At 63.5% G+C, this 21,256-nt stretch carries 20 protein-coding genes; 3 read left to right on the top strand and 17 right to left on the bottom strand.

Annotation, left to right across the window (positions count from 1 at the left end; genetic code table 11):
* Window position 1: 1 nt before the first annotated feature.
* Window positions 2–784 carry a DUF2189 domain-containing protein gene (locus tag B0T39_RS06040; protein WP_081545273.1) on the bottom strand — a complete coding sequence of 261 codons (783 nt, stop codon included), beginning with the start codon at window positions 782–784 and terminating at the stop codon, window positions 2–4.
* Window positions 785–971: 187 nt separating this feature from the next.
* On the opposite strand from B0T39_RS06040, the gene B0T39_RS06035 reads away from it, so the two are divergent.
* Window positions 972–1,298: an FKBP-type peptidyl-prolyl cis-trans isomerase gene (locus tag B0T39_RS06035; protein WP_081545272.1), complete on the top strand. Its 327-nt coding sequence runs from the start codon at window positions 972–974 to the stop codon at window positions 1,296–1,298.
* A gap of 67 nt (window positions 1,299–1,365) precedes the next feature.
* Here B0T39_RS06035 and B0T39_RS06030 read toward each other — a convergent pair whose 3' ends face one another.
* On the bottom strand, window positions 1,366–1,986 hold the full coding sequence (locus B0T39_RS06030) for a DedA family protein (protein ID WP_019101991.1): 621 nt from the start codon (window positions 1,984–1,986) through the stop codon (window positions 1,366–1,368).
* Between the two features lie 113 nt (window positions 1,987–2,099).
* Here B0T39_RS06030 and alr point away from each other — a divergent pair, with 113 nt between their 5' ends.
* On the top strand, window positions 2,100–3,173 hold the full coding sequence (alr, locus tag B0T39_RS06025) for an alanine racemase (protein WP_081545271.1): 1,074 nt from the start codon (window positions 2,100–2,102) through the stop codon (window positions 3,171–3,173).
* Here the strand turns inward: alr and B0T39_RS06020 are convergent.
* The 6 genes from B0T39_RS06020 to B0T39_RS05995 all read right to left on the bottom strand — a co-directional run bounded on the left by B0T39_RS06020 (window position 3,119) and on the right by B0T39_RS05995 (window position 10,817).
* Window positions 3,119–3,709 (bottom strand): rhomboid family intramembrane serine protease, encoded by a 591-nt coding sequence (locus B0T39_RS06020; protein WP_176219492.1) that lies wholly within the window; start codon window positions 3,707–3,709, stop codon window positions 3,119–3,121. The genes alr and B0T39_RS06020 overlap by 55 nt on opposite strands.
* A complete protein-coding gene (locus B0T39_RS06015) occupies window positions 3,691–5,634 on the bottom strand; it encodes an ExeM/NucH family extracellular endonuclease (RefSeq protein WP_081545269.1) in 1,944 nt (647 codons plus the stop codon). The genes B0T39_RS06020 and B0T39_RS06015 overlap by 19 nt, the downstream gene beginning before the upstream one ends.
* A gap of 217 nt (window positions 5,635–5,851) precedes the next feature.
* Complete coding sequence (gene glmM / locus B0T39_RS06010; protein ID WP_081545268.1) at window positions 5,852–7,186, bottom strand: phosphoglucosamine mutase; 1,335 nt, start codon at window positions 7,184–7,186, stop codon at window positions 5,852–5,854.
* Between the two features lie 78 nt (window positions 7,187–7,264).
* Window positions 7,265–8,107, bottom strand: a complete 843-nt coding sequence (folP, locus tag B0T39_RS06005; protein WP_081545267.1) for a dihydropteroate synthase — start codon at window positions 8,105–8,107, stop codon at window positions 7,265–7,267.
* Window positions 8,108–8,205: 98 nt separating this feature from the next.
* Window positions 8,206–10,116 carry an ATP-dependent zinc metalloprotease FtsH gene (gene ftsH / locus B0T39_RS06000; protein ID WP_081545266.1) on the bottom strand — a complete coding sequence of 637 codons (1,911 nt, stop codon included), beginning with the start codon at window positions 10,114–10,116 and terminating at the stop codon, window positions 8,206–8,208.
* 83 nt (window positions 10,117–10,199) lie between these two features.
* Window positions 10,200–10,817 carry an RlmE family RNA methyltransferase gene (locus B0T39_RS05995; RefSeq protein WP_081545265.1) on the bottom strand — a complete coding sequence of 206 codons (618 nt, stop codon included), beginning with the start codon at window positions 10,815–10,817 and terminating at the stop codon, window positions 10,200–10,202.
* 139 nt (window positions 10,818–10,956) lie between these two features.
* Between B0T39_RS05995 and yhbY the strand changes: the two genes are divergently transcribed.
* Entirely contained in the window at window positions 10,957–11,277 is a 321-nt protein-coding gene (yhbY, locus tag B0T39_RS05990) for a ribosome assembly RNA-binding protein YhbY (RefSeq protein WP_081545264.1), read from the top strand.
* Window positions 11,278–11,377: 100 nt separating this feature from the next.
* Here yhbY and B0T39_RS05985 read toward each other — a convergent pair whose 3' ends face one another.
* From B0T39_RS05985 to gspK, 9 genes are all read right to left on the bottom strand, one after another.
* Window positions 11,378–11,806, bottom strand: coding sequence for a DUF4149 domain-containing protein (locus tag B0T39_RS05985; RefSeq protein WP_081545263.1), 429 nt, complete (start codon window positions 11,804–11,806; stop codon window positions 11,378–11,380).
* A gap of 62 nt (window positions 11,807–11,868) precedes the next feature.
* The gene (gene greA / locus B0T39_RS05980; protein ID WP_081545262.1) at window positions 11,869–12,345 is read right to left on the bottom strand and encodes a transcription elongation factor GreA; all 477 of its coding nucleotides are present in this window, start codon (window positions 12,343–12,345) and stop codon (window positions 11,869–11,871) included.
* Window positions 12,346–12,483: 138 nt separating this feature from the next.
* Window positions 12,484–15,693, bottom strand: a complete 3,210-nt coding sequence (gene carB, locus B0T39_RS05975; protein WP_081545261.1) for a carbamoyl-phosphate synthase large subunit — start codon at window positions 15,691–15,693, stop codon at window positions 12,484–12,486.
* Window positions 15,694–15,784: 91 nt separating this feature from the next.
* A complete protein-coding gene (gene leuE, locus B0T39_RS05970) occupies window positions 15,785–16,435 on the bottom strand; it encodes a leucine efflux protein LeuE (protein ID WP_081545260.1) in 651 nt (216 codons plus the stop codon).
* 15 nt (window positions 16,436–16,450) lie between these two features.
* Entirely contained in the window at window positions 16,451–17,578 is a 1,128-nt protein-coding gene (gene carA, locus B0T39_RS05965) for a glutamine-hydrolyzing carbamoyl-phosphate synthase small subunit (RefSeq protein WP_081545259.1), read from the bottom strand.
* Window positions 17,579–17,846: 268 nt separating this feature from the next.
* Entirely contained in the window at window positions 17,847–18,596 is a 750-nt protein-coding gene (locus B0T39_RS05960) for a type II secretion system protein N (protein ID WP_081545258.1), read from the bottom strand.
* Window positions 18,593–19,102: a type II secretion system protein GspM gene (gene gspM, locus B0T39_RS05955; protein WP_081545257.1), complete on the bottom strand. Its 510-nt coding sequence runs from the start codon at window positions 19,100–19,102 to the stop codon at window positions 18,593–18,595. Before gspM ends, B0T39_RS05960 begins: the two co-directional genes overlap by 4 nt.
* 1 nt (window position 19,103) lies before the next feature.
* Window positions 19,104–20,294, bottom strand: coding sequence for a type II secretion system protein GspL (gspL, locus tag B0T39_RS05950; RefSeq protein WP_081545256.1), 1,191 nt, complete (start codon window positions 20,292–20,294; stop codon window positions 19,104–19,106).
* Window positions 20,281–21,228 (bottom strand): type II secretion system minor pseudopilin GspK, encoded by a 948-nt coding sequence (gene gspK / locus B0T39_RS05945; protein WP_176219491.1) that lies wholly within the window; start codon window positions 21,226–21,228, stop codon window positions 20,281–20,283. Before gspK ends, gspL begins: the two co-directional genes overlap by 14 nt.
* Window positions 21,229–21,256: the final 28 nt, after the last annotated feature.

The raw sequence follows: 21,256 nt of genomic DNA, 5'->3' as shown, positions 1-21,256 counted from the left end.
GTCATCTCTCGAAAGTGATCAAATCGCGGTAAGCATGCCAGCTGGCCAGCGCCAGAACCGGCATGATGATGATCAGGCCCAGGAAATAAGTCACAAAGCCCACCGCGCTCAGCGCCACAATGATAGCCGCCCATATGCCCATCGTCAGCAGATTCTTCAGCACCGCTTGCACGCTGGCGATCATGGCGGTGACGGTGTCCACCTCCTTATCCAGCATCAAGGGAATGGAGATCACGCTAACCGAGAACACCACCTGGGCAAACAGGAAGCCCACCGCGAAGTAGGCCACCAGGAAGGCGACATTGTCCGGGTTGAAGGCGTTGGCCACAATGTCGTTCAAGGACGGCAAGGCGGCAGTGTCGTAGAACAGCGCGAACATCAGCAAGGACACCCGGAACCAACCGAACACCAGCACCGCCAGCAAGGCCGCGTACAAGGTAAAAGCAGGCAAGTTGACGCGCCAAGCCGCCATGCTGTGCGCCAGCTTGACCCGTCCATGACCGTCGAAAGCCTCCATCTGCTTGGCGATGTCGTACAGGCCTATCGCCAAAAAGGGGCCGGCCAACAGGAAAATGGTGGCGAAGGTGATAATCAGTTCAGGAGAGTGCTCGGAGTACAAGGTCAGCAAATACCCCATCAACACGAATACCGCGCCGTAAAACAGGCAGTCGGCCGGGGCTTTTTGAAAATCGCGGAAGCCTTTTTTCAGCCATTGCAACGGCCGGGAGGTTTCCACCTTGCGCGCAACCGGGCGATCGCGCGGGATATCGTGAGTCGCGTCCATGACAAATCCCCCTCAAGGATACGATGCGAGGCAGCCCCCGCATCCTTACCGTTATACGCCACGCGTCGCAAAACACAAGCTGGCCGTCCGGCTGCTATAATCCCGCGATTGCCACGGCCCTTGGCGCGCGCCGCGCTTCGCGCCGCCGGGCCGGGCCTCATCCCGCGCTTGCGCGAAAGGACATCTCATGAGCGAACTGATTATCGAAGAACTGGCGATCGGCGACGGCGCCGAAGCCGTCAGCGGCCAGGAAGTCACCGTGCACTACACTGGCTGGCTGACCGACGGCACCAAGTTCGATTCCAGCAAGGACCGCTTCCAGCCGTTCAGCTTCCCGTTGGGCGCCGGCTATGTGATCAAGGGCTGGGACCAAGGCGTGGCCGGCATGAAAGTGGGCGGCAAGCGCAAACTGACCATTCCGGCCGAGCTGGGCTACGGCGCGCGCGGCGCCGGCGGCGTGATTCCTCCCAACGCCACTCTGGTGTTCGAGGTGGATCTCTTGCAAGTGGGTTGAACCCCAGCTGCGCAAGGACGTAAAAAAAGCTTCCCCAGGGAAGCTTTTTTCATTGGATGGCGCGAGCTTATTTCTTCACGCACTGATGCTGACGACGGCGACGCATCCAGACGAAGGCCACGCCGAGCAGCAAGGCGGCCACCACCGCCAGAATGCCGGCCTGCCCGCGGTGCACCATGGTCATCAACCACTCGCGGTTGGCGGCGCCGTAATAGCCGAGATACACCCACACCGGCACCGAGATCAGCGCGGCGAAGCCGTCCATCAGCAAGAAACGCCAGTAGGAGATGCGGCGAGTCATGCCGGCGGTAATGAAGATGGGAGAGCGCAGTCCCGGTAGAAAACGGGCGACGAACAATACCCAATTGCCGTACTTTTCGAACTTCTCCTGCACCGCTTCAAAACGCTCTTGAGTCAGTATCCGCGCGATGGGCCGGAACTTCAGCACCCGGTTGCCGAACACCCGCCCGGCGGTGAACATGATGCCGTCTCCGGCCAGCACCCCGGCCATGCCGACGAGAAACATCCAATGCACATTGGTGTAGCCTAGGCCAGAAATAATGCCTCCGGCCACCAAGGTAATGTCTTCGGGGATCGGCACGCCGAAACCGCATACCAGCAACACGGTGAATACGGCGACGTAGCCATAGCCAGTGAAAAAATCGAGAAGTATTTGCAGAGTGTCCATTTTGTTCCGCTTGCCGCCATGTCTCCGTTCAGGACGATCCTGGCGCGGCTGCGTTATCGGGGTACATCACCAGGGGCTTATAATAGCACACCTCCAACGCAGACTTTCTTGACATGACTCGCCCTATCCAGGTGGAAATCCACCGCGCCGCCATCCGCCACAACTACCTGCTTTCCCGCGCCCAGGCCCCTCAATCCAAGGCATACGCCGTGCTCAAGGCCAATGCCTACGGCCATGGACTGCTGGACGCGGTCCAAGCCTTGGCCGATGTCGCCGACGGTTTCGCCCTGCTCAATATCGAGGACGCCGTCCGCTTGCGCGAAGCCGGCGTCCAACAGGACATCGTACTGCTGGAAGGCGCTTTCGACGCCGAGGAAGCCGCGGCGATGGCGCATTACCGGCTAGGCGGCGCGGTACATTCCCAACAACAGATAAGCTGGCTGGCCAAAGGTTCCGCCAAACAGCCGGTTTCCGTCTGGCTCAAGATCAACAGCGGCATGAACCGGCTGGGCTTCACCCCGGCGGAAGCCCCCGCCGCGCTGGCGCAATTGCACGCTCAGCCCGGCGCGCGCGTCGATGCGCTGATGACCCATTTCGCCACCGCCGACGACGACTACGGCGTCGCCGAGCAATGGGGGCGCTTCCAGCCCTTGATCGCACCCAGCGCGCTGCCGGTCAGCGCCGCCAACTCCGCCGCGCTGTTCCGCCACCCGCATACCCACGGCGCCATCGTGCGCCCCGGCATCGTGCTCTACGGCTGTTCGCCCTTCGCCGATATCGACGCCGCCGGCCTGGGCCTACAGGCGGCGATGACGCTGAGCAGCCGCGTCATCGCGGTGCAAAGGGTGCCGACCGGCGACGCCGTCGGCTACGGCCGCCGCCTGGTGGCCGAAGGCGAAATGCGCGTCGGCATCGTCGCTTGCGGCTACGCCGACGGCTATCCGCGCATCGCCGACAACGGCACGCCGGTCGCGGTGGATGGCCTGCCCAGCGGCATCGTCGGCCGGGTATCGATGGACATGCTGGCGGTGGACCTGAGCGCTCTGCCCCAGGCCGGCATTGGCAGCCGGGTTGAACTGTGGGGCCCTCAAGTGCCGATAGAACAAGTCGCCGCCGGCGCGGGCACCTTGGGCTACGAACTGATGTGCGCAGTGGCGCCGAGAGTGCCGCGCCTCGTTAATAACTGAATCCAGCGCAGCCAGCCGCAGGCGGCCAACACACCCAAGACCGCGCCGCTCCAATGCGCCGACGTCAATACCGGCTCGCCGCCGCTCCAGTTGCCCGGAAATAGGCTTTGCCAAACCAGCCGGGCCAGCAGGGCGGCCAGCCACAAGCCGCGCCAGCGCGGCTGCGTCAGGGCCAGCGCCGCCCACCAGCAATAAACCAGGCCGGACGCGCCGACAAAGGCCTGCGGCGTCGGCCACAGCCACTGCATTACTGCGATTAGAGGCGGCGCCGCCAGCGCCAACCCCAGCAGCAACGACGCCCGGTCACGCCCCAAGCAGGCCAGCACCGCCAGCGCCGCGCTGTTGAGGCAGGCATGACGCGCGTCGGCGTGCACCCAGCCGCCGCTCAGCGCCCGCCACCACTCCTCGGCGTTCCACGGCTCGAAACGCCACGCCAACGCCGCCGCGCCCCAGGGCGCGGCCAGCGGCAGCAGGACGGCGAGGCCCAAACCCAGCTGCAGCCGGCCGGCCAAGGCCTTCAGCGCTTGCGGCGCCACAGCGCCGTCGCCCCCAATGCGCCCAAGCCCAGCAACAGAGCCAAGCCGCCTTCATCCGCCGCCGCCACCGCGTTGCCGCGACGCGCCACGTCGACGTACAAGGGATCATGGTCCGAAGAACGATAAGCGTCCGCCGCGTAGTATTTCTGTTGCTGCTCCGCGCTCTTGAACTCGCTGCTGTATTCCAGCGCCGTCGGCTCATCGGCGTTGATGTGCCACTCCCCGGCGGCCAGCACCATGGAGCTCAGCGGCTTATCGGCCAAGGCATGGTCCAGGTTGCCGGATTCACCGTTGAATACATAGGAATAGGCATCGCGGCTCCAACGCGCCAGCAGATTGTTGAAGCCCGCGCTTTCAAAGGCGCGGATCGGATCTTCCTTGGCGTAGGAATTCATATCGCCCAGCAATAGCATGCCATCGTTAGGGCCGGGCTGCGGACGGGTGGCGTACCACGCCATCAGATCGCGCACCGCCTGCACCCGGGTCAGATTGCAATTACCCTGACCGTCGCCCTTATCCACGTCGGCCTGGCCGTCCACCAGCACGTCGGCGCAACTGCTGCCCTTGGACTTCAGATGGTTGACCGCCACCGTGACCCGGGTCTTGCTCTTGGCGTCCAGCACAAAAGTCTGCAACAAGGCCGGCCGATTCTTCTGCGGATTGCCCACCACCCTCACCTCGGCCTTGCCCTCCGCCGTCACCACGGTCGGACGGTAGATCAGGCCGGTGGTGATCGCGTCGCTGCCCACTTGCGGCAGGCCGGGGTTGGCGAATTGGTATTGCTTGGGCTGGGGCTGGCCCTGGTTCAACGCATTAACTAGGTCCTGAATCGCCGAGTAGCGATCGAAGCCATCATTCTCGATTTCCATCAGGCCCACTACATCAGCGTCCAGTTGACGGATCGCGGCCACGATCTTGGCGCGCTGGCGCTCGAAATCCTGCAGAGTCTTGGCGCCGCGCGGCGTTGGGAAACCCTTACCCTGGCCGTCGCCATTGAAGAAGTTGAGCACATTGAAACTGGCGAAACGCACGCTTTCCGGCTGACGCTTCGGCGCGCCGGGGCGCGGATTGCCGGCCGTCACGCGCGGCGCGGCCAGCGGCTGCAGCCGATATTTGCCGAAGGCGTAGCTGACCACGCCGGTCACGCCGTCCAGACGGTCGCCGCTGCGCAAGGTCTGGCTGGCGGAGAGGCCGCCGGGCGCCGGCAGCCAGGCATTGGCGTTTTGGATCTGCAAGCCGTCGTCCAGGGTCAGCTTTTCCAATTGATTGGCCTCGGTCAGCGCCTTGGCTTCGGCGCTACCGGGCAGAAAGCGCTGGGTGGCGGTCCACAGCCGCGGCTGGCTGGATAGCGTCAGTTCGCCGTAGCGGCCATAGTCGTAATTGGCGGCGACGTAGACAGGACCTTCCAGGCGCACTGCCATGCCGGCTAGCGCCTCCAGCTGGGCGCTGGACTTCAAGGGCAGCCGCAGGCTGGCGTAGGTCAGCGGCTCGCGGTAGGCGCACTGCTCCACCGCGGCGATAGTGGTCGGGGTGATCTGGGTCTCGCTGGCGGCGTCGCCCTTGCGGCTGTACTCGGACACCTTGCCGGTGACGCGCACCACGTCGCCGGGCTTAAGCGCCGGCGCGGCCAGATTGCCGAGGAAGACGAACACGCCTTCCGAAGTGGCCGGGTCCGCGTCCTGGTCCCGCGCTTCTTCTTGCAAGTAGAAACCACGCAGTTGGCCGGCTCCGGTGAAGGCGCCGCTGACAACGCCCTCCACCGTGACGGTCTTGCCCTGCATCGGACTGCCGACGGCGCGGCCCTGCACCTCATGGATCAAAGTGGCGCCGGCGCCGCCGCAAGCGGCCTGGGCCAGGGCCGGAATCGCCAACGCCACTGCCATGGCGATGGGGCTCAGCGCTTTGAATGCGTTTGCTGTCTTCATTGTCTGGGTTCATCACGAGCGTAAGGAGCGCTGATTCTAACCAGTGCGCAATGACAAAAAGATGTCATTAGATACAGTTGCACGCAAAGTCGCTATCTGTATGTTTCACCTGAAAACAGTAAGCTCCGCTTCTTTTCAAATTCAGGCAATAAAAAAACGCCAAACAAACAATGTATGGCGTTTTCATGCTGATGCCGGCGCTAGCCGGCTGTCGCGATCAGGCGACGCTCTGGATCGCCGCCGCAATGGACTGCGCCCACTGATCGGCCAGCGCCTTGTCGTCGGCTTCCACCATCACCCTCACCACCGGCTCAGTGCCGGATGGACGCAACACCACGCGGCCGCGGCCTTGCAAGGCCTGCTCGGCAGCGGCCAGGGATTCCGCGGAAGCGCTCTTCCAATCGCAACCGTTGTGGCGAACATTGATCAGCGTCTGCGGATACGGCTGCCAGTCGCTGCAGGCGTCGGCCAGGCTCATGCCCAGATCGGTCAGGCTGGCCAGCACTTGCAGACTGGAAATGATGCCGTCGCCGGTAGAGTGGCAGTCCAGGCACAAGATATGGCCGGAGGCTTCGCCGCCCACCTGCCACCCTTTGCCATGCAGCATTTCCAACACATAGCGGTCGCCCACCTTGGCTCGGCCAAACTCCACGCCCTGTTTGTTCAGCGCCAGCTCCATCGCCAGATTGGTCATCACCGTGCCGACCACGCCGCCCTTGAGCTCGCCCCTGGCCGCGCGCGCCTTGGCGATCACATAGATCAGCTGATCGCCGTCGTATACGGTGCCTTCACGGTCCACCATGATAAGACGGTCACCGTCGCCGTCCAGCGCGATGCCGTAATCGGCATGGTGCTCCAGCACCGCCACCTGCAAGGTCTTGGGATAGGTGGCGCCCACCTTCTCGTTGATGTTGTAGCCGTCCGGCTCGCCGCCTATGGTCACCACCTCGGCGCCCAGTTCATGGAACACCTTGGGCGCGACGTGGTAGGTGGCGCCGTGGGCGCAATCCACCACCAACTTCAAGCCCTTGAGATCGCGATCGTTGGGAAAGCTGCTTTTGCAAAACTCGATGTAGCGCTCTACCGCGCCTTCGATGCGGCGCACCCGGCCCAATTCCTCGGACGGATTGGTCGCCATCGGCTGCTCCAGCATCGACTCGATTTCCAGCTCAATGGCGTCGTCCAGCTTCTTGCCGCCTTCGGCGAAGAACTTGATGCCGTTATCCTGGAACGGATTGTGCGAAGCGGAGATCATCACCCCGGCCTCCAGGCGCAGCGCGCGGGTCAGGTAAGCAATGCCCGGCGTCGGCAACGGGCCGGTCAGCAGCACATTGACGCCGGCGGCGGAAAAACCGGCTTGCAGCGCCGCTTCCAGCATATAGCCGGAAATCCGGGTGTCCTTGCCGATCAAAACCGTGGGACGATGCGCCTTGTCGTGGTCGACCAATACGCGGCCGGCGGCATAGCCCAGTTTCATCACGAATTCAGGCGTGATCGGGAATTGACCGACCTCGCCGCGCACGCCATCGGTGCCAAAGTATTTACGGCTCATGTTTTTCTCTCGAATCCGGCCGGCTTCTGGCCAACCGCTGTAATCGCTACGCCGGCTATTGTGCGCCAGACACCACTCTCAGTTCAAACTTTCCAAAGCGCCCAGCACTTGCAAGGCCTGACGGGTGGCCTTGACGTCGTGCACGCGAATGATGCGCGCGCCGCGACGCGCCGACTCCAACGCCGCGGCCACGCTGGCGCCCAGCCGCTCCGCCGGCGCCGCTTCGCCGGTGATCGCGCCCAACATGGATTTGCGGCTCAAGCCCACCAACAACGGCGCACCGGCAGCGCGTTCAATCTCCGGCAAGCCGCGCAGCAAGGCCAGGTTGTGTTCCAGCGTCTTGCCAAAACCAAAGCCGGGATCAACCAGCAGCCTGTCGCGGGCGATGCCGGCGTCCAGACACAACTGGACGCGGCGAACCAGGTAGCCCGCCACTTCAGCCGCCACATCCGCGTACTCCGGCCGATCCTGCATCGTGTCCGGGTTGCCCTGCTTGTGCATCAGGCAAACCGCGACGTCGGCAGCCGCCATCAGCTCCAACGCGCCCGCGTCTTCCAGCGCCGACACGTCGTTGACCAAATCCACCGCGCCCAAGGCCAACGCTTCGCGCATCACCGCCGCGCGGCGGGTATCCAGCGACAGCGGCGCGCCGATGTCGCGCAGACGCTCCAGCACCGGCAGCACCCGCTCCATCTCTTGCTCCGGACTGACATGGGGAGCGTTGGGTCGCGTAGATTCGCCTCCGATATCGAGGATGGCCGCGCCCTCCTCCAGCATCCGCTCGGCGTGGCGCAGCGCCTGTTCCAGGCCGTTGAAACGGCCACCGTCGGAAAAGGAGTCAGGGGTGACGTTCAGAATGCCCATCACCAAGGGACGGGACAGATCGAGCGTGAAGCGCCCGCATTGCAAAGAGGGTTTCATGATCTGGCTACACTATGGAGAGGAAGAAATGAGAACGGATTGTCGCAAAAAAGCCGGGCAAGCCCTTCAAGGCTTGCCCGGCTTCGTGACGGAGAGACTCAGACTTCCTGAGCCGGATCCGAGGTCGCCTCGGCGGCCGGCGGAGTCGGCTTGTCTTCCTGCGGCTTGGCCGCGAAACCGGCGCCCGGCTTGGGCGGGCGCGGCGGCTTGCCGTCCATCAGGTCGTTGATCTGATCCGCATCGATGGTTTCCCATTCCAGCAGCGCGGCGGTCATCGCCTCCACTTTGTCGCGGTTCTCTTCCAGCAAGCGGCGCGCTAGCGCGTATTGCTCGTCGATAATGCGGCGGATTTCAGCGTCCACCTGCTGCATGGTGGCTTCGGACAGATTCTTGTGGGTAGTGATGGAGCGGCCGAGGAAGACTTCGCCCTCGTTCTCGCCGTACACCATCGGGCCCAGCTTGTCGCTCATGCCGTAACGGGTCACCATGTCGCGCGCCATTTGCGTGGCGCGCTCGAAGTCGTTGGAAGCGCCGGTGGTCATCTGATTCATGAACAGCTCTTCCGCGATGCGGCCGCCGAACAGAATGGCGACGCGATCCAGCAGATAACCGCGGTCGTAAGCGAAACGGTCCTGCTCCGGCAACTGCATGGTCACGCCCAATGCGCGGCCGCGCGGGATGATGGTGACCTTGTGCACCGGATCCGCCTTGGGCAAGAGCTTGGCCACGACGGCGTGGCCGGACTCGTGGTAAGCGGTGTTGCGCTTCTCTTCGTCGGTCATCACCATGCTGCGGCGCTCCGCGCCCATCATGATCTTGTCCTTGGCGGACTCGAGATCCTCCATGTCTACCAGGCGCTTGTTGCGGCGCGCAGCGAACAGGGCGGCTTCGTTGATCAGGTTGGCGAGGTCGGCGCCGGAGAAACCCGGCGTGCCGCGCGCGATCACCTCAGCGTTGACGTCGGCGGCGATCGGCACCTTGCGCATGTGCACGCCCAGAATCTGTTCGCGGCCGCGAATATCCGGCAGCGGCACCACCACCTGCCGGTCGAAACGGCCCGGACGCTGCAAGGCCGGGTCCAGCACGTCCGGACGGTTGGTCGCGGCGATCACGATCACGGTGGAATTGGTGTCGAAACCGTCCATTTCCACCAGAAGCTGGTTCAGCGTCTGTTCGCGCTCGTCGTTGCCGCCGCCGAGGCCAGCGCCGCGTTGACGCCCCACCGCGTCGATCTCGTCGATGAAGATGATGCACGGCGAGTTCTTCTTGGCCTGCTCGAACATGTCCCGTACGCGGGCCGCGCCCACGCCGACGAACATTTCAACGAAGTCGGAGCCGGAAATGCTGAAGAAGGGCACCTTGGCCTCGCCAGCGATGGCCTTGGCCAACAAGGTCTTGCCGGTACCGGGCGAGCCGGCCAGCAGGACGCCGCGCGGAATGCGGCCGCCCAAGCTCTGGTAGCGGGAAGGGTCTCGCAGATAATCGACGATCTCCTTCACTTCTTCCTTGGCCTCGTCGCAACCGGCGACGTCGGAGAAAGTAACGGTATTGGCGTCCTGATCCAGCATTCTGGCCTTGCTCTTGCCGAAGGAGAACGCGCCGCCCTTGCCGCCGCCCTGCATCTGACGCATGAAGAACACCCATACGCCGATCAGCAGCAGCATCGGGAACCAGCTGATGAAAATATTCATCAGCATCGACGGTTCTTCTTCCGGCTTGGCTGAGAAACGGACGTTGTTCTTGATCAGGTCGTCGACCAGTTGCGGGTCGTAAGGCGCGTAGGTGCTGAACGCGGAGCCGTCGGTCAGCTTGCCTTTCAGCCATTGCCCGCGCAGCGGGTGGCCTTCTATGGTCAGGGACTGGACCTTGCCGGACTCGACATCGCTGATGAACTGCGAATATTCAAGCTGATTTTGGGTATCCTGACGCTTGTTGAACTGATTGAATACCGTCATCAGTACCAAACCGATGATGACCCATATCGCGATGTTTTTGCCGATATTGTTCACGAGTGGCGGACTCCTCTGTGCCCTGACTTTTTGGTTGCTTGTCTAGATATTTGCTTTGATTGTACGCCGCGAGCCACTTTATGTCAGCGTCGCCCTTTGCCCAGCAGGTAAATTTCGCTGGAACGGTCGCGCGACGCTTTCGGCTTGCGGGTGACTACCTCGTCGAACAGCTCGCGCATGGACTTGAGATAGGCTTGGAAATCGCTGCCCTGGAACACTTTGACGAGAAAATGACCGCCAGGTTTCAAGTGATCTCGCGCAAATTCCAACGCCAGTTCGCACAGCAGAAAACTCCTGGCCTGGTCGATGGCGCTCATGCCTGACATATTGGGCGCCATATCGGAAATTACAAGGTCCAATTCGCGGCCGCCGAGCAATTGCACGAATTGCGCCAGCACTTCCTCTTCGCGGAAGTCGCCTTGAATGAAGTCGACGCCGGGCACCGGATCCATGTCCAGGATGTCAAGCGCGAACACCTTGCCACTGTCGCCGACGATGCGCGCCGCCACCTGCGACCAGCTGCCGGGGGTGGAACCGAGGTCGGCCAGCACCGTGCCGACACCGATCAGCTTGTCCTTGTCGTTGATTTCCAGCAGCTTGTACGCAGCGCGCGCGCGGTAGCCGTCTTTCTGCGCCTGATTGACGTAGGGATCGTTGACGTGTTCCTTCAGCCAGCCATTGCTGGTCTTGCTTCTAGCCATTGTGCATGCTCTTTATATTTAGATGGGGCAACAGGTCAGCCGCGCTATCCTGTTGTTTTTCATTTATTTTAGGTCCGGACTTTGGGAAAGCGCTCAACTCGAGTAGAATCGGCTTTTGCTTTGTAAATCCGTATTTCTCATGAAAATTGAACTCAAGCCGTTCCAGCGCAAGTATCTGCAGGGACTGGCGCACGACCTCAACCCGGTGGTGATGATAGGCAACAACGGCCTGACCGAAGCGGTGATCCGCGAAGTCGCCATCAATCTGGACGCCCACGAACTGATCAAAGTCCGCGTGCTGGGCGACGACCGCGAAGCGCGCGTCGCCATGTTCGAGCAGATCTGCGAAGACTTGGGCGCCGCCCCGGTCCAGCACATCGGCAAGTTGCTGGTGCTGTGGCGCCCCAGCGATAAAGAGCGCATTGTTCTGCCTAAGAACAAGCAGGCGCTGAAGGGCTGAACGCCGTTCGCAGCGATCGCGCTTGAAGAAAAGCGGTGGCATGCCACCGCTTTTGTTTTGTCCGCTCCAGACGGGATATTCACGGACCGTGAACGGCGCCTTAATCGTTGCGCCAGACGTAGACCAAGCCCATCAAGCTCTGCACCAGATAGATTAGGCTGGAAATCGCGTGCCAGGTGGCGAAGCCTCCGCCGAACAGGCCTTCGGCCGCATGATTCATCTGCGCCTTGAGGTTGGCGATGATGGGAGTGACGGCGAAATGATTGATCAGCGTGCAGGCCAGCATGCCCATCACCAGCCAAAAACCGCTTTCCTTGATCCCCGCCGCGCCGTTGCGGCGGATATGGTCTACCAGCAGGATCGCCCCGCACACCAGCCCCACCCAGGCGATGCTGGCGAACAGCTTGCCGGCCACCATGCCGGCGGTGACCCGGTCCAGCATGGCGAACAGCACCGGTGCCACAATGATGCCGATCACCCACAAGCCGCCAATCCAGAACGTCTTGGCGATGGAACGCAATCCATCCATGTCTCAGCCCCTCTCCCACGCCACGCCGCGCGCGGACCGTCAAGCCCGCTCGCCGGCGGGACTCAGATGTATTTGACGTCGAGCACTTCGTATTCGCGGATGCCGCCCGGGGCCACCACCTCGGCCACGTCGCCGGCTTCCTTGCCGATCAGCGCGCGCGCGATCGGGGAATTGACCGACACCTTGCACACCTTGATGTCAGCCTCGTCGTCGCCAACGATCTGGTAGGTGACGTTTTCCTCGGTCTCCAGCTCCATGAGCTCGACGGTGGCGCCGAACACCACACGGCCGTCGGCGTCCAGTTCGGCCGGGTTCACCACCAACGCATTGGACAATTTGGCTTCCAGCTCGGCGATACGGCCTTCGACAAAGCCCTGGCGCTCCTTGGCCGCGTCGTATTCGGCGTTCTCCGACAGGTCGCCATGCGAGCGTGCTTCGGCAATCGCCTCGATCACGGCCGGACGCTCCACGCTCTTGAGGCGTTGCAGCTCTTCTTTCAGCAGCTCGGCACCGCGCACGGTCAACGGGACTTTGATCATTTCAGAATTCTCTCCAGAGGCGGCATCCGCCTTCATCAAAAGCACAAGCCGCCGTACTGGACGGCGGCTTGAAGTAGCGGGTTATGGGAGGGATTGTAACGGCAAACCCCTCCCGCTTCCAAGCCCCCGCGTCAGGACTCAGCCCTGAATCTGGCTGTGAAGTTCCTGCACGCTGTAGACGTCGAACTCCTCGGCGTGAGCCATGCCCACGCATACCGCCTTGGCGCCGGCCAGGGTGGTGTACTGCGGAATCCGCGCCTGCAAGGCCGAACGACGGATGGAGTGGCTGTCTTGAATCGCCTGGCGCTTTTCGTCGACGGTGTTGATCAGCAGATCGATTTCCGAGTTTTTGATCATGTCGACAATATGCGGGCGGCCTTCATTGACCTTGTTGACTACCTGCACCACGATGCCGGCCGCAGACAAGTGCTTGGCGGTGCCGCGCGTCGCGCAGACGCCGAAGCCCAGGCGCTGCAGTTCGCGCGCCACTTCCACCGCGCCGTTCTTGTCGCTGTCGCGCACGGACAAGAACACCTTGCCGGTCTTGGGCAGACGGTCGCCTGCGCCCAACTGGCCTTTGACGTAGGCTTCGGCAAAGGTTTTTCCCACACCCATCACTTCGCCGGTGGACTTCATTTCCGGACCCAGGATGGTGTCCACGCCAGGGAATTTGATAAAGGGGAATACGGCTTCCTTCACCGCGTAGAACGGCGGGATCACCTCCTTGGTGAAGCCCTGCTCGTTGAGGCCGATGCCGGCCATCGCGCGCGCCGCGATCTTGGCCAGCGGCGCGGAAGTCACTTTGGAGACAAAGGGCACGGTGCGGCTGGCGCGCGGGTTCACTTCCAGCACGTAGAGGGTGTCGCCCTGAATGGCGAACTGCACGTTCATCAGGCCAACCACGTTCAGCGCGCGGGCCATGGCCACGGTCTGACGGCGGATTTCGTCCTGTACCGCAGGGAATAGACTGTAGGGCGGCAGCGAGCAGGCGGAATCGCCGGAGTGAACCCCAGCCTGTTCCACGTGCTGCATGATGCCGCCGATCACCACGTTCTCGCCGTCGGACACGCAGTCGACGTCGACTTCGATGGCATCGTTGAGGAAGCGGTCCAGCAGCACCGGGCTGTCATTGGACACCTTCACCGCCTCGCGCATATAGCGCTCCAGGTCGGCCGGCTCGTGGACGATTTCCATCGCGCGGCCGCCCAGCACGTAGGAGGGGCGCACCACCAGCGGATAGCCGATTTCCTCGGCCAGCTTCATCGCTTCGGCCGGCGCGCGCGCGGTGCGGTTGGGCGGCTGCTTCAGGCCCAGCTCGTGCAGCAGCTTCTGGAAGCGCTCGCGGTCCTCGGCGGCGTCGATCATATCCGGGGTGGTGCCGATGATGGGCACGCCGTTGGCTTCCAGCGCGCGCGCCAGTTTCAGCGGGGTCTGGCCGCCGTACTGGACGATGACGCCGAACGGTTTTTCGATACGGCAGATTTCCAGCACGTCTTCCAGCGTCAGCGGTTCGAAGTACAGGCGGTCCGAGGTGTCGTAGTCGGTGGACACGGTTTCCGGGTTGCAGTTGACCATGATGGTCTCGAAACCGGATTCGCGCAGCGCCAGCGCCGCGTGCACGCAGCAGTAGTCGAACTCGATGCCCTGGCCGATGCGGTTGGGTCCGCCGCCCAGCACCATCACCTTCTTGCGGTCGGAGGGATTGGATTCGCACTCTTCCTCATAGGTCGAGTACATATAGGCGGTATTGGTGGCGAATTCCGCCGCGCAAGTGTCCACGCGCTTGTACACCGGGTGCAGGTTCAAGCTCCAGCGCTTGGCGCGCACCGCGGCCTGATCCGAACCCAAGAGTTCGCCCAACCGCCGGTCGGAGAAACCCTTGCGCTTCAGGCGGCGCAGCTCGGCGTAGTCCAGTTCTTCAATCTTGCGGCCGGCCAGCGCTTGTTCTTCGCCGATCAGGTCTTCGATCTGGGCCAAGAACCAGGGATCGATCTTGCTGACCGCGTGGATGTCGTCGCGGCTCATGCCGATGCGGAAGGCATCGGCCACGTACAGGATGCGTTCCGGCCCCGGCGTGCCCAGTTCGTGGCGGATCGCCGCTTCGTCGCTGGTCACCGGGTCGAAGCCGGCCAGGCCGGTTTCCAGGCCGCGCAACGCTTTCTGCATCGATTCCTGCAAGGTGCGGCCCATCGCCATCACCTCGCCCACCGATTTCATCTGGGTGGTCAGGCGGTCGTCGGCCTGCGGGAATTTCTCAAAGGCGAAACGCGGAATCTTGGTAACCACGTAGTCGATGGACGGCTCGAAGGAGGCCGGGGTGGCGCCGCCGGTGATGTCGTTCTTCAGTTCGTCCAGCGTGAAGCCCACCGCCAGTTTGGCGGCGATCTTGGCGATGGGGAAGCCGGTAGCCTTGGACGCCAGCGCCGACGAACGCGACACGCGCGGGTTCATTTCAATGACGATCATCTCGCCGGTGGCCGGATTGGTGGCGAACTGCACATTGGAGCCGCCGGTATCCACGCCGATCTCGCGCAGCACCGCCAGGCTGGCGTTGCGCATGATCTGGTATTCCTTGTCGGTCAGCGTCTGCGCCGGCGCCACGGTGATGGAGTCGCCGGTGTGCACGCCCATCGGGTCGAAGTTCTCGATCGAACAAATGATGATGCAGTTGTCGTTCTTGTCGCGCACCACCTCCATCTCGTACTCTTTCCAACCCAGCACCGATTGCTCGATCAGCAGCTCATGGGTGGGCGAGGCTTCGAAGCCGCGCTCGCAGATGGCCAGGAATTCTTCGCGGTTGTAGGCGATGCCGCCGCCGGAGCCGCCCATGGTGAAGGACGGACGGATCAAGGTCGGGAAGCCCACCTTGGCCTGCGCTTCCAGCGACGCTTCCATGGTGTGGCAAACGAAGGACAGCGGGCAGGACAGGCCGATCTTGGCCATCGCCTCCTTGAAGCGGCCGCGGTCTTCGGCCTTGTCGATGGCGTCCTCGGTGGCGCCGATCAGCTCCACCTTGTATTTTTCCAGCACTCCGTTCTTGGCCAGGTCCAGCGCGCAGTTGAGCGCGGTCTGGCCGCCCATGGTCGGCAGGATGGCGTCCGGACGCTCTTTGGCGATGATCTTTTCCACCACCTTCCAGGTGATGGGCTCGATGTAGGTGACATCGGCCATGTCCGGGTCGGTCATGATGGTGGCCGGGTTGGAGTTCACCAGGATGACTTTGTAGCCCTCTTCGCGCAGGGCCTTGCACGCTTGTGCGCCGGAGTAGTCGAATTCGCAGGCCTGGCCGATGACGATGGGGCCGGCTCCGATGATCAGAATGCTTTTGAGGTCGCTACGCTTTGGCATGGTTCTACTCTTTATGATTGCATTTTGTTTGCCGCGAAGCCCGGACGCCTGAGACGCCTGGCCGCTTCACGGCGAATATTAAATCTCTGCCTTACAGGCTCGCCGCGGCCAGTTTGGCGCCGAAGCCGACGAACAGCGCGCCCACCGAGCCGCCCAGCGCCGCGCTCAACTTGCGGCGACGGCGGAAGGCCTGGGCCAGCCGGTGGCCGGCGACGATCAGCGCGGTCAGATACAGCGTGCTGCATACTTCCACGATCAGCCCCAGCGCGACGAAAGTCAGCGCCGGATGCGGGTAAGCGGGATCAACGAATTGAACAAAGAAGGACACGAAAAACAGGATGGCCTTTGGATTCATCAAGCTGATCAGCAAGGCTTTGACGAAAGGATTTTCCTCTCCCACCAGCACCGACTTGGCCTCGGCCGCTTCGCCGCGGGCGGAGCGGCGCCAGGCCGTCAGCGCGCCGCGCAGCATATTGAAGCCCAGCCAGGCCAGATAGCCGCCGCCCAGATACTTGACCACGGCGAACAGCATCGGGTTGGCCTTCAGCAGACCAGCCGCGCCAGTAGCCGCCAGCGTCATCAGGATGAAGTCGCCGATGATGATGCCGCCGGCGCCGGCAAAGCCGGCGCGCGTGCCGCGCTGCGCCGCCACCGACAGCACATACATGGAGTTGGGCCCCGGCAACAGCACAATGAGAACGGCGCCCAGCAGATAGGTGGTGAGATCGGTAATCCCCAGCATGTCCCCGCTCCCCGCTTAAACGCGTTCCGCCATCGAGGCGATGAAACGGTCGAACAGATAAGCGACGTCTTCCGGCCCCGGGCTGGCTTCCGGGTGGCCCTGGAAGGAGAAGGCTGGACGGTCGGTCAATGCGATGCCCTGCACCGTGCCGTCGAACAAGGAGCGGTGGGTGACGCGCACGTTGGCCGGCAGGCTGGTTTCATCCACCTGGAAACCATGGTTCTGGCTGGTGATCATCACCCGGCCGCTGTCCAGGTCCTGCACCGGATGGTTGGCGCCGTGGTGGCCGAACTTCATCTTGGACGTCTTGCCACCGCTAGCCAGACCCAACAGTTGATGGCCAAGGCAAATGCCGAATACCGGCAGCTTGGCGTCCAGAATGTCCCGGATGGCGGCGATGGCGTAATCGCACGGTTCCGGATCGCCAGGGCCGTTGGACAGGAAGACGCCGTGCGGATTCAGAGCCAGCACGTCGGCGGCCGGGGTCTTGGCCGGCACCACCGTCAACTGACAGCCGCGTTCGGCCAGCATGCGCAGAATATTGTGCTTGACGCCGAAGTCGTAGGCGACCACATGGAAGCGGGTAGACGACTGCACTTGATAGCCGGCGCCCAATGTCCACTCGCGCTCGGTCCAGGCGTAAGGCTTGTCGCAGCTGACCACCTGGGCCAGATCCTGGCCTGCCATGGAGCCGAAGCCCCGCGCCAGCTCCAGCGCACGCGCCTCATCGACATCCCCGGCCATCACGCAGCCGGCCTGGGCGCCCTTTTCGCGCAGAATGCGGGTCAAGCGACGGGTGTCGATGTCGGCGATGGCGACGACATTGTGCCGCTTCAGATAAGCGGACAAGGAGTCTTCGGCGCGGAAGTTGCTATGCAACAGCGGCAGATCGCGAATGATCAGGCCGGATGCAAAAACGGCGCGAGATTCGGTGTCTTCCGAATTCGCGCCGACGTTGCCGATATGGGGATAAGTCAGGGTGACGATCTGTTTGGTATAGGAGGGGTCGGTCAAAATCTCCTGATAGCCGGTGATGGCGGTATTGAACACCACCTCGCCCACCGTATGTCCGGCGGCCCCAATAGCACTGCCCTTGAACACGGTGCCATCGGCCAAGACAAGTATTGCGGGTACGGTTGACACAAGCTGCTCCTATTGCGTTTGCGACGGGTAAGGAAAAACCGGCTGCGCCGGTTTTGTTGACCCCGTCCGCCTGCCCGGCCGCCTTGCTCGCGCAAGACCGCCGCCGCGACAGAGGGGATCTGTCCCTACCCTAAGTTTTCGAATTGCTTTATGTGAAGAACGGGACTCGATGCCTAGCGCATCAGTCCCGTTTGGTTAAACCTTTCTATAGTAACGCTGAACAGGAAAAACCACAAGAAAATTCCATAACATGACAAATGAACGACCATCAAGCCCCGGGACGGATCTGCCACTGCACGCTGGTCGGTCCGCTCGATTTGCCCAGCATCAACATCAGCGGCTTCAAGGCGTCGTATTTTTCCGGCGGGCTGTCGGCGCTGCCGGCCAGCGAGAAGGCCGCCCCCGGCTGCCACTGCCCCTGCCCGCTCAGATTCAAGGGTCCGTCCAGCGTCGCCACGTTCAAGGCCACGCCCGCGCCGGCCCCGTTGACGTCCATTTGGTAGGAGCCGAACGGCGACAACGGGCTCAAGGGCGAGGCCGCGCCCAGCCAGCTGAGCTGCAGATTGCCGGCCAATTGGCCGCCCTTGCGGCTGAACTGGCCGACCTTGAACTGCAGATAGCCGCCCAGCCGCGCCGCCTGCCAGGTCTTGGACAAATTCGCCAAGGCAGCCACCGGCAGCATCAAATTCACGCCGTTCACCTCCACGCCGCCCCAACCCCACTCCAGCCTGCCGTCCTGGCCGTCGCTCTCCAGCAACCAGATCGCCCGGCCCGACAACAGGGCCTTGGGCTGGAAATGCCAGCCAATCCGGCTCATAGGCAACACCTCGCCCTTGTCGCCGACATAGACCAACTGTGTCTTGCCCTGCCACACCGTGCCTTGCGCGCCGCTGAACTGCCAGCGCTCACCGGTGGCGCGCAACAAGGGCAGCGACAGCAAGCTCGCCGGCAAGGCGGCGATCAGGCCGGCCAGAAACAGCGCGCCCAATAGCGCGCCTATCAGAATCTTCCGTTTCATGCGCCGCCTCCGGCATGCGCCAGTAGCGCCTTGATATGCACTTGACCCGGCATCGGCTGCGCCTCCGCCCTCACGCTGAGCACGCGTACCTGATGCTGAGCCGCCAGCACGCCGGCCAGCTTGACCCAAGCGTCGAACGCCATCGTCCCCTCCATCGCCACGCCGGACTCGCCCTCGGGGCTCAATTGCCAGCCGGCCTCGGACAAGCCCTGGCTCTGCGCCACCTGACGGATCACCGGCAACAGTTCCTTGGCCGGCAGCGCCGCTTGCGCCGGCTGACGCTTCAGTTGCTCCGCCTCGCGAGCCAAAGACTGCACATAGCTCAGCTCGGCTTGCAGACGCGCCGCGGCGGCGCGGTTGCGCTCCACCGATTTGCCGGCCGGCTCCCAAACGCCAGCGTAAAGCACGCCGACGCCGAGCACGACGGCCATCGCCAGTAGCAACCCTTGTTCGCGGCGGCTGCGCTGTCGCCAGTAGGCGACGAATTGTTCACGGTATTGCTTCATTTCAAGGCTCCCGGGACAGGCTGAGTTCTTTGGTCCCTTGCTGAGTGGCGGTCACGTCCAAGCGGATCTGCTTAGCCCCCAGTTGGCTGCGCCAGCGCTGCAGGGTTTCCGCCGGCACGTCCGCCACTTGCAGCTTGAGCCGCCCACCTTCGTAGCTGAGCGTGCGGGTCTGCAGATCGCGGCCGCTGAGCGCGGCCAGCGCGCCCATCAGCTCCAAGGCGTCGTCGCGAGCCGGCAGGCCGTGGCTCAGCCGCAGCTTGTCCACCGCCCGCGTCATTGCCAGCGCGCTGCTGCCCGGCATCGCCTGACCGCCGATCCAGGGCTTGGCGGCGGCGCGGATGTCGGCCGACAGGCTTTGTTTCTGCCAGGCGTACCAGCCGGCCTGGCCCAGGGTCAGCGCCAGTTGCGCCGCCAACAAGCCGCCCAACACCAGGCCGGTTCGTCTCAGCGCCGGCCCCCAGTCGCGCCAGCGCCGATTGGCCGCCAGTTCGCCGTTGGCGAAGTCGAAAGCCTGTTGCGCCTGGCCCTGCCGCCAATCATGAGCGGCCAATTGCTTGGGCTCGCCTTGCCACGCCGGCAGGCGCGAACCGATCAACCCCGCCGCTTCAGCCCCGCACACGGTCAGGCTGGCCGGCGGCAGCTGTGTCGCCAGCCGCGCGAACAGCAGTTGTTCTGTAGTTTCGCCGCAATAGGGCAGCCAGGCCGCACGCGTGGCGCTCAGCCGCAGCAACCAGCCTTCGCTGCCACGCGCCACGCTCCAACCGTCGCGCGCCGGCGACGGCAGCAGACTTTCCTCCGGCAGGATGCGGTCGCACAGCCGCCCCGCGCTCTTGAGCATGGCCACGGCGCGGCGTACCGGAAAAGCCTCGGTCACCGCCACCGCCCGACTACCGTCCGGCAACTCCCCGCCAAGAGCGTAAAGATTGGTGGAGGGATCATTGATTAGCCCCTCCTCCAGAGCGAAACCCATCATCGCCGCCGTCGGCTGTTTGACCGCGGCCGGCAGCCGCGCCTGGGTGAACAGGGTGCGGCCGGCGGGCAGGATCAGTTCGCAACGATCGGCGCGCGGCCAGCCCCTCGGCGCGCTGTCGCCCTGAGCGCTCGGTTCGCCGCGCGGGCCCAACAAGGCCCAGGGCAGCCCCGGTTCGCTATCGGGCCAACCGGCCCGCAAATACAGTCTAAGCGTTGTCATTCTGGTTTCCGTTTCCCCTGGCCGGCGGCGGGCGTGCCGCGCCGTCTTGCCGCCACAGCGTCTTCACCACGTTCATATTGCTGTAGATCAGCGCCCGCATTTCCAGCCGCGCCCGCTCCAGCCGGGCCGAGCTGTCCAACATGAAGTAATTGGACGCCGCCGCGATATCGGTGTCGGCGATGATGCCTGGCGCTGGCAGCCGCGCCTTGAAATCATTGGCGTCCTTGTAGTAATTGACCTTGCGCTGATTGAGCAGCACCAGCAGATTGCCTTCGCCCACGCCCGGCAGCAGCGTCTTCATCACCGCCGGCGTGGCGGTGTTGATGTTGATCTGGCTGACGTCGGCCGGCAAGGCGGCCACATGCGGCAGCAACTTGTCCAAGACCTCCGGGGTGTAACCCGGCAGCCAGCGCAGCATCTCCACCCGCAGCAAGGGGTTGCCGGGCTGGGCAGCGCCCGGCTCCGGCGGCCGGCCCTCTCCCGCCGGCTGGCTGGCGTCCTCCGGATCCTTGCCGCCGCGCAGTTGCTTGACCAGCGGTTCGGACAAGCGCGTGGGCAGACCCAGCGTGGTCAATAGCCGCTTGTAGAACACCAGCTGGCGCGCATTGGTCTGACCGTTCTGCACCAGCGAATTCAGATTGAAGCGCCCTTGCAGATCGCTCAGCCGGCCGGACACGGTCACGCCCTGGGCCTCGGTCTGCGGCAAGGGCTGGGCCCACAGCTGCGACAGGGCCACCACGCCGTTGCCGGCCGCGCCGTTGTTGAAACGCAGGATTTCCATCGCCCAGCCCAGGCCGGCGTCGGCCACCAGGCGCAGCTGGGCGCGATTGCGGTCGTTGTCGAGCTGGTGCCACCACAGGCCTTGCTGCCACAGCACCAGCGAGGCGGCGGTGGTGGCCAGCGCCACGATCAGCAAGGCCATGATCACCGCCATGCCGCGCTGCTTCCGGCTTTCCGGCGTC

This window comes from Chromobacterium haemolyticum (assembly GCF_002081825.1).
In the GTDB taxonomy this organism is placed as follows: domain Bacteria; phylum Pseudomonadota; class Gammaproteobacteria; order Burkholderiales; family Chromobacteriaceae; genus Chromobacterium; species Chromobacterium fluminis.
The sequence above is the reverse complement of the archived record's forward strand: the minus strand, read 5'-3'. Positions and strand labels throughout refer to the sequence as shown.

Excerpts from the sequence above, each read along its gene's own strand:
- B0T39_RS06040 (WP_081545273.1), bottom strand. The coding sequence starts at position 784 with ATGGACGCGACTCACGATATCCCGCGCGATCGCCCGGTTGCGCGCAAG.
- B0T39_RS06035 (WP_081545272.1), top strand. The coding sequence starts at position 972 with ATGAGCGAACTGATTATCGAAGAACTGGCGATCGGCGACGGCGCCGAA.
- B0T39_RS06030 (WP_019101991.1), bottom strand. The coding sequence starts at position 1,986 with ATGGACACTCTGCAAATACTTCTCGATTTTTTCACTGGCTATGGCTAC.
- alr (WP_081545271.1), top strand. The coding sequence starts at position 2,100 with ATGACTCGCCCTATCCAGGTGGAAATCCACCGCGCCGCCATCCGCCAC.
- B0T39_RS06015 (WP_081545269.1), bottom strand. The coding sequence starts at position 5,634 with ATGAAGACAGCAAACGCATTCAAAGCGCTGAGCCCCATCGCCATGGCA.
- glmM (WP_081545268.1), bottom strand. The coding sequence starts at position 7,186 with ATGAGCCGTAAATACTTTGGCACCGATGGCGTGCGCGGCGAGGTCGGT.
- folP (WP_081545267.1), bottom strand. The coding sequence starts at position 8,107 with ATGAAACCCTCTTTGCAATGCGGGCGCTTCACGCTCGATCTGTCCCGT.
- B0T39_RS05995 (WP_081545265.1), bottom strand. The coding sequence starts at position 10,817 with ATGGCTAGAAGCAAGACCAGCAATGGCTGGCTGAAGGAACACGTCAAC.
- yhbY (WP_081545264.1), top strand. The coding sequence starts at position 10,957 with ATGAAAATTGAACTCAAGCCGTTCCAGCGCAAGTATCTGCAGGGACTG.
- B0T39_RS05985 (WP_081545263.1), bottom strand. The coding sequence starts at position 11,806 with ATGGATGGATTGCGTTCCATCGCCAAGACGTTCTGGATTGGCGGCTTG.
- greA (WP_081545262.1), bottom strand. The coding sequence starts at position 12,345 with ATGATCAAAGTCCCGTTGACCGTGCGCGGTGCCGAGCTGCTGAAAGAA.
- carB (WP_081545261.1), bottom strand. The coding sequence starts at position 15,693 with ATGCCAAAGCGTAGCGACCTCAAAAGCATTCTGATCATCGGAGCCGGC.
- leuE (WP_081545260.1), bottom strand. The coding sequence starts at position 16,435 with ATGCTGGGGATTACCGATCTCACCACCTATCTGCTGGGCGCCGTTCTC.
- B0T39_RS05960 (WP_081545258.1), bottom strand. The coding sequence starts at position 18,596 with ATGAAACGGAAGATTCTGATAGGCGCGCTATTGGGCGCGCTGTTTCTG.
- gspM (WP_081545257.1), bottom strand. The coding sequence starts at position 19,102 with ATGAAGCAATACCGTGAACAATTCGTCGCCTACTGGCGACAGCGCAGC.
- gspL (WP_081545256.1), bottom strand. The coding sequence starts at position 20,294 with ATGACAACGCTTAGACTGTATTTGCGGGCCGGTTGGCCCGATAGCGAA.
- gspK (WP_176219491.1), bottom strand. The coding sequence starts at position 21,228 with ATGGCGGTGATCATGGCCTTGCTGATCGTGGCGCTGGCCACCACCGCC.